Raw genomic sequence first — 6,287 nt, 5'->3', positions numbered from 1 at the left:
GGCTGATTAGCTCGTTCAACCGCGCCACGCTTGAACTCGCTGCTGAATTTTCTTCGCTTCGACATGAACACTCCTCATCGGCCGCATCGGCCTTCTCGTAAGTGTCCGTGAAATCGGGGGTGAACCCCGCCGCAGCGCACATCCTTTCTCGACCGGTTGTTGAATGGCAAGGAGGCCTAAGGGAGAGCACTTACGCGTGTTCAATGGCCTGTAGAAGCCTATCTTGCTCAGTGGCATCCAGCGCGCTGAAGGCACGGATCATTCGAGCAAGCCGTTCGTTGTCGGCGTAGAGATACGCCAGCGGCACGCCGAGCGCTTTCGCCAGGCGCTTCGCCGTTGCTTGATCCGGGGCATGAACGTCCTGCTCGTATCGATTGATGCGTGTGCTAGCCACGAAGGGATCCAGACCGGCGAGGATGCCCAGATCCTTCTGGGATAGACCGGCATCCTGACGCGCTTGCCTCAGCCGCTTGCTCAAGATGGATGACGGTTCGCTTGGGCGCGACATGGAATTCTCGTGGAGGATAACCCCTACGAGATTCGTTGCTTTGCCGCGTCGCCGATACTACGATATTCGTAGTTTTGCTGATAGCCTCAGCGTTTGGCCACCCTACGACCGATAGGAAACCAGTCCATGCTCCTGCAACTGGTGTTCGAAGATCAGTGGTCCATCCCCGTGCCGATGGACGATCGGCTCGGGGAGGCGCTTGGCGTGCAGCGTGAGCGGGCCTGCCACGACGAGTTCGACCTCGCATTTGTTGAGCGTTTGTCAGAATGTTTTGCGAATTCGCTCGCAGCATGCCTTGATCCCGACCTGCAGCTGCCGACCGACAGCCAAGTGAAGTACGCGATGGACATCGCTCGCGAGTTGGGTGTGTCTTTACCTGTCGACGCGCTACGCTTCCGCGGTGCGGCGCACGACTTCATTGACCGCTTCGAGGACGTCTTTCGCGCGAACCGCGAAAGACGCCGGCGCTTGACGAGCCCACCCGGCGGGTAGCTTCGTCGGAATGATCTGCCAATACGGCGTCGGAACAATTCGTAGGTGCCGATCGCACCCATCGCCGACGCGAACCAACTTTCGTCGAATGTCGCATGCCCAAGATAGCCAGATCACCACTTGACGCGTTGCTTGAAGCGGCGAGGGCCGCCTCGAATCCCACGGATATCATGGATGCCGAGCAGCGCTTCTATAAGGCACTCATGGAGGCCACGGTGTATGCGCACGTTCCCACCGGACCCGCGCCGCCCGATCGCATCCGGTTCGTTCAGTTCATCAGGCCCGACAACGGACAGACGGTGTTGCCGTTTTTCAGTGATCGGGAACAAGCGGAGGTAGTGGCAGCCACAGGCAAGGTCATGATCGTGGCCATGGCCGGGCGGCGGCTCTTTGAGCTGACTCGCGGCGCAACCCTGATACTCAACCCTAACCGAGATCAGCTGACGTTCTATCCGCCGGAGATCGGCGCTCTCCTGGAAGGCCGCCCGCTTGGCGTCTTTTCTAGGGAAACGCTGGGGACGAATGAGCAGGTCGGAGTGTGCCTACCATCCGTGCCGACGGATGCCTTGGTGCTGGCGCTCCGCGGTCTCTACGAGCGTGAGCCCTCCGTGCGAGCCGCCTATCTGGTGGAAGCCCACCGCGGGTCGGACGATTCAGACGTTTTCTTGTTGCTCACCTTGGTGGTGGCCAAGGGAAACAACGAACTTATGGTGCAGCTCACGACGCTGGAGCTGACCTCCGTGTCACCGCCGTTGGCGCTTCCCGTTACGATGACGTGCGTTCTTCCCGACGAGCCGCTCCCCGAGCTATGCCATCACGGTATCCAGTTCTACGGAACCTGAGGAGCCAAGGCTGTCGCTCACCACCGACATCCTGAGACATCGGCAGCGTCTCGAAGCTGGCTTTGAGTCACGATCCTATGACTGTCGGTGATTAGGGTGCGTTATCGGGTGTAGGAGAGGGGCAGCTTTTTCCCAAAATTGGGACCGCTTTTCCGCTATTTCTTAAGCGGCCTTAGTCAGATCGTTACCTCGATCCCCTGGATCAGATCCTTCGCCAGCCGCGGCTGGCGGAACTGCTCCAGCCACCAAGGCCTATGCCATCAATGCTTGTCAGGGAAATCTGACGCTATCGAGTCTCGTCGAGGTGGCATCAGGCTTTCAGTCAGATATCTCTACTTGCAAATGCGATCCAGTCCACGAACAGCGAATTGTGTTTATCTTTTTCTACGCGCAGACTCAGTGAAAACTTGCGATCACGTGCAAATTTACGTGTTGCAACGCAGAAGGAAGGCAGACCTAAATGCAGGCCGAGCAGTGGTGAGGGTGGAGTTTCACCTTATGGGGTACGACCCCGCAAAGCCTTACTGCTGATCACATCCTCGACTGCTATCCACGACAGCGGGCTCACGTCTGTTTGTCCCAGATGTAGAGACCGATATCAAGCATGGACGCTGCAGTAATTGCCGATGGTTTTGCCGATAGCCCGCCGCCAGATGGGAGCGAGACGGGAGGAGCAGTCGATGCCTCAAACGACCAGCCGCTCCAGGGCCTAGTTTTATTGGCCCAATTCCACGGCATCGCCGCGAACGCGGAACAGCTGCGCCATGAAGCCGGTCGGGGCTCGCAACCGCTCGACGAGACCGCGTTGCTGCTGGCCGCGAAGAAGCTCGGCCTCAAGGCAAAAGTCATCCGGCAGCCCGCCGATCGCCTCGATTGTGTGGCCTTGCCGGCACTGGCGCTGCAACAGGACGGCACGGCATTCGTCCTCGCCAAGGTCGACGACGAAAAAGTCCTGATCCACGATCTCGAGTTGCAACGCCCTCGTATTCTGACCCGCGACGAATTCGCGGCCCGCTACGATGGCCGCCTGCTTACCGTCGCCTCACGCGCCTCGATGGTGGCCGAGCTGGCGAAGTTCGATTTCAGTTGGTTTATTCCGGCGGTGGTGAAGTACCGCAAGCTGCTGCTGGAAGTGTTGGTGGTGTCGTTCTTCCTGCAACTGTTTGCGCTGGTCACGCCGCTGTTCTTCCAGGTGGTGATGGACAAGGTGCTGGTGCACCACGCCATGACCACGCTGACGGTCATCACCATCGGCCTGGTGGTGATCACCCTGTTCAACGTGGTGCTGGCGGGATTGCGTACCTATGTGTTCGCGCACACTACCAGTCGCATCGACGTGGAGCTGGGCGCGCGATTGTTCCGGCACATCCTGGCGCTGCCGCTGGCCTACTTCGAGTCGCGTCGCGTTGGCGACACCATCGCCCGCGTGCGCGAGCTGGAAAACATCCGCAACTTCCTCACCGGACAGACGCTGACCTCGGTGCTGGACCTGCTGTTCACCTTCGTATTCCTGGCCGTGATGTTCTTCTACAGCGGCTGGCTGACCCTGATCGTGGTGATCTCGCTGCCGTTGTACGCGATCTGGTCGGCCGCCATCACGCCAACGTTGCGCGCACGATTGAACGAGAAGTTCGTGCGCGGCGCCGACAACCAGTCGTTCCTGGTCGAAACCATCTCGGGTATCGGCACGGTCAAGGCGCTGGCGGTGGATCCGCGCATGGTGCGCACCTGGGATAACCAGCTGGCCGGCTACGTCAGTGCCGGGTTTCGCGTGACGTATCTGGCCAACATCGGCCAGCAGGGCATCCAGTTGCTGCAGAAGCTGGTTGGCGTGGCGGTTCTGTACTGGGGCGCCCAGATGGTGATCGACGGCACCCTGTCGGTCGGCCAGTTGATTGCCTTCACCATGCTGTCCGGCCAGGTTTCCACGCCGATCGTGCGGCTGGCCCAGTTGTGGCAGGACTTCCAACAGGTCGGCATTTCGATGGAGCGGATGGGCGACATCCTTAACACGCGCACCGAGGCAGGCGGCAGCCGGATGGCCTTGCCGCCGATCCAGGGCCGGATCACGTTCGAAAACCTGAGCTTTCGCTATCGCCCCGATACCGCCGAAGTGCTGGCGGGGATCAACCTCGATATCCAGCCGGGCGAGGTGGTCGGTATCGTGGGTCGCTCCGGTTCCGGCAAGAGCACGCTGACCAAGCTGGTGCAGCGGCTCTACGTGCCCGAACGGGGTCGCATTCTGGTGGATGGTTCCGACCTGGCGCTGGCCGACCCCGCGTGGCTACGGCGCCAGCTGGGTGTCGTGCTGCAGGAGAACTTCCTGTTCAATCGCAGCGTGCGCGAAAACATCGCGCTGATCGACCCCGGCATGCCACTGGAGCGCGTGATTCAGGCGGCCGAACTGGCCGGTGCCCACGAGTTCATCGTGGAACTCCCCCAAGGTTATGACACCATCGTCGGCGAGCACGGTGCCGGCCTGTCCGGCGGGCAGCGCCAGCGCGTGGCGATTGCCCGCGCGCTGGTGGCCGATCCGCGCATCCTGATTTTCGATGAGGCCACCAGTGCGCTCGACTACGAGTCCGAGCGCGCGGTCATGGCCAACATGCGGGCGATCTGCCAGGGCCGCACCGTGTTGATCATCGCCCACCGTCTTTCAACCGTGCGTCATGCCGACCGCATCGTCGTGGTCGACAAGGGGCGCATCGTGGAAACCGGCGCGCCGGATGAATTGCTGAAGCGTCCTGATGGGCACTTCGCGCATCTTTCCCGGCTGCAGCAGGGCTGACCCATGACGAATCGACTCGCCGCAATCGGTGACGTGCTTCGACGCTACGCGCAGGTGTTTCGCGCAGCCTGGGCGGAGCGCCGTGCCCTGGAACCGATCCGGCGCACGCGCGACGAGCTGGCCTTCCTGCCAGCCCACCTAGAGCTCACCGAAACCCCGCTGTCGCCAGCACCGCGTGCCAGCCTTTGGATCATCATGGGCCTGTTCTGCATGGCCCTTCTATGGGCCTGCTTCGGCAAGCTCGACGTGGTCGCCGTCGCACCGGGAAAGACGGTGACCAACAGTCGCACCAAGATCGTCCAGCCGGCCGAGACGGCGGTGGTACGCCGCATCCTGGTGCACGACGGCCAGGCGGTGAAGCAGGGCGACCTGCTGATCGAGCTGGACGCCACCGCCACCACGGCCGACAGCCAGAAGGCCGAGGAGGCTCTGATCAGTGCCCGGCTTGCCGCCGCACGATCCGCCGCCCTGGTGCAGGCCATCGACGATGCCACCCCGCCGACGATGAAACACGACGGCGATCTGCCCGCACAACGCTTTGAAGCCACCCAGCGCCTCGGGCTCAGCGAATACGCGGCCTTTGCCGCCAAGAAGCTGAGCCTGGAAGCGATGGTGGCGCAGAAGCAGGCCGAGCTGCGCACCGTCGAGTCGGCGATCGTCCCGCTGCAGCAGTACCTGGCGATCTCGCGCACTCGTGTGGCGGACTACGAGAAGCTGCTGGACAAAAGCTACGTGCCCCGGCAGGACTACCTGCAGCGCAAGCAGGAACGGATCAACGCTGAGCGCGATCTCGCCGGCCAGCAAAGCCGTCGCGCGGAACTGCACTCAGCGATCACCGGGGCGAAGGAAGAGTTGTCCGTCACCATCACCGACACCCGCCGTCAACTGCTCGACGAACTGCGCCAGGCCCGCGAACAGATCCAGCAGTTCGAGCCGGAAGTGGCCCGCACCACCCAGCGCAACGCACTGATGCAGCTACGCGCACCCGTGACCGGCACCGTGCAGCAGTTGGCCGTGCATACCGTCGGCGGCGTGGTCACCCCGGCCCAGCCCCTACTCTCCGTCGTGCCCGAGAACGAGCCGCTGGAAGTGGAAGCCACCGTGCTCAACCAAGACATCGGCTTTGTGCGCCCCGGTCAGCGCGCAACGATCAAGGTCGAGAGCTTTCCGTATACGCGCTACGGCTATATCGAGGGTGTCGTGGAGAGTGTTTCGCATGATGCGATCCAGGACGAAAAACTCGGGCTAATCTACCAGGCTCGGGTGAAGATGAAGAAGACCGAGTTGCTGGTCGACGGCGTCAAAGTGCGCCTGACCTCAGGCATGGCGCTGACGGCGGAAATCAGGACGGGGAAACGGCGGGTGATCGAATACATCCTTGATCCGCTACGCAAAGGTGTGGATGACTCGATGCGGGAGCGATGAAATCAAAAAACTTGACAGAAACGATCGAAATTTTGACTCCTGAAAAATTTGAGGTTTGATTATGAATCTCATCGTGTCTCTGATTTCACCCGTCGTGCTCATACTGCCCGGTATATGCAACAAGCGCGCTGCGGTGGTGAACAGGCCTATGAAACGGTAATGGGTGCTACCAGTTCGACTGGGCCTTCTCGTCCTTCACACCGAAGCACAGGACGAAAAAACAAGCTCAAAT

General features: G+C 61.2%; 5 protein-coding genes. 4 read left to right on the top strand and 1 reads right to left on the bottom strand.

Annotated elements, in window-relative coordinates; translation table 11 throughout:
- Positions 1 to 190 precede the first annotated feature (190 nt).
- Positions 191 to 508, bottom strand: a complete 318-nt coding sequence (locus ACQGNJ_RS02675) for a helix-turn-helix domain-containing protein (RefSeq protein ID WP_426687688.1) — start codon at positions 506 to 508, stop codon at positions 191 to 193.
- Between the two features lie 126 nt (positions 509 to 634).
- Here ACQGNJ_RS02675 and ACQGNJ_RS02670 point away from each other — a divergent pair, with 126 nt between their 5' ends.
- From ACQGNJ_RS02670 to ACQGNJ_RS02655, 4 genes are all read left to right on the top strand, one after another.
- The gene (locus tag ACQGNJ_RS02670) at positions 635 to 1,000 is read left to right on the top strand and encodes a hypothetical protein (RefSeq protein ID WP_426687687.1); all 366 of its coding nucleotides are present in this window, start codon (positions 635 to 637) and stop codon (positions 998 to 1,000) included.
- A gap of 95 nt (positions 1,001 to 1,095) precedes the next feature.
- Positions 1,096 to 1,842, top strand: coding sequence for an SseB family protein (locus ACQGNJ_RS02665; protein WP_426687686.1), 747 nt, complete (start codon positions 1,096 to 1,098; stop codon positions 1,840 to 1,842).
- A 604-nt stretch (positions 1,843 to 2,446) separates the two neighbouring features.
- Positions 2,447 to 4,630: a type I secretion system permease/ATPase gene (locus ACQGNJ_RS02660; RefSeq protein WP_426687685.1), complete on the top strand. Its 2,184-nt coding sequence runs from the start codon at positions 2,447 to 2,449 to the stop codon at positions 4,628 to 4,630.
- 3 nt (positions 4,631 to 4,633) lie between these two features.
- Complete coding sequence (locus ACQGNJ_RS02655; protein WP_426687684.1) at positions 4,634 to 6,055, top strand: HlyD family type I secretion periplasmic adaptor subunit; 1,422 nt, start codon at positions 4,634 to 4,636, stop codon at positions 6,053 to 6,055.
- The last annotated feature ends 232 nt before the right edge of the window (positions 6,056 to 6,287 follow it).

Source organism: Rhodanobacter ginsengiterrae, assembly GCF_050026815.1.
Lineage (GTDB): Bacteria > Pseudomonadota > Gammaproteobacteria > Xanthomonadales > Rhodanobacteraceae > Rhodanobacter > Rhodanobacter ginsengiterrae.
The sequence above is the reverse complement of the archived record's forward strand: the minus strand, read 5'-3'. Positions and strand labels throughout refer to the sequence as shown.

Bases quoted from the DNA above. Each gene is read 5' to 3' on its own strand.
- ACQGNJ_RS02675 (WP_426687688.1), bottom strand. From the start codon at position 508: ATGTCGCGCCCAAGCGAACCGTCATCCATCTTGAGCAAGCGGCTGAGG.
- ACQGNJ_RS02670 (WP_426687687.1), top strand. From the start codon at position 635: ATGCTCCTGCAACTGGTGTTCGAAGATCAGTGGTCCATCCCCGTGCCG.
- ACQGNJ_RS02665 (WP_426687686.1), top strand. From the start codon at position 1,096: ATGCCCAAGATAGCCAGATCACCACTTGACGCGTTGCTTGAAGCGGCG.
- ACQGNJ_RS02660 (WP_426687685.1), top strand. From the start codon at position 2,447: ATGGACGCTGCAGTAATTGCCGATGGTTTTGCCGATAGCCCGCCGCCA.
- ACQGNJ_RS02655 (WP_426687684.1), top strand. From the start codon at position 4,634: ATGACGAATCGACTCGCCGCAATCGGTGACGTGCTTCGACGCTACGCG.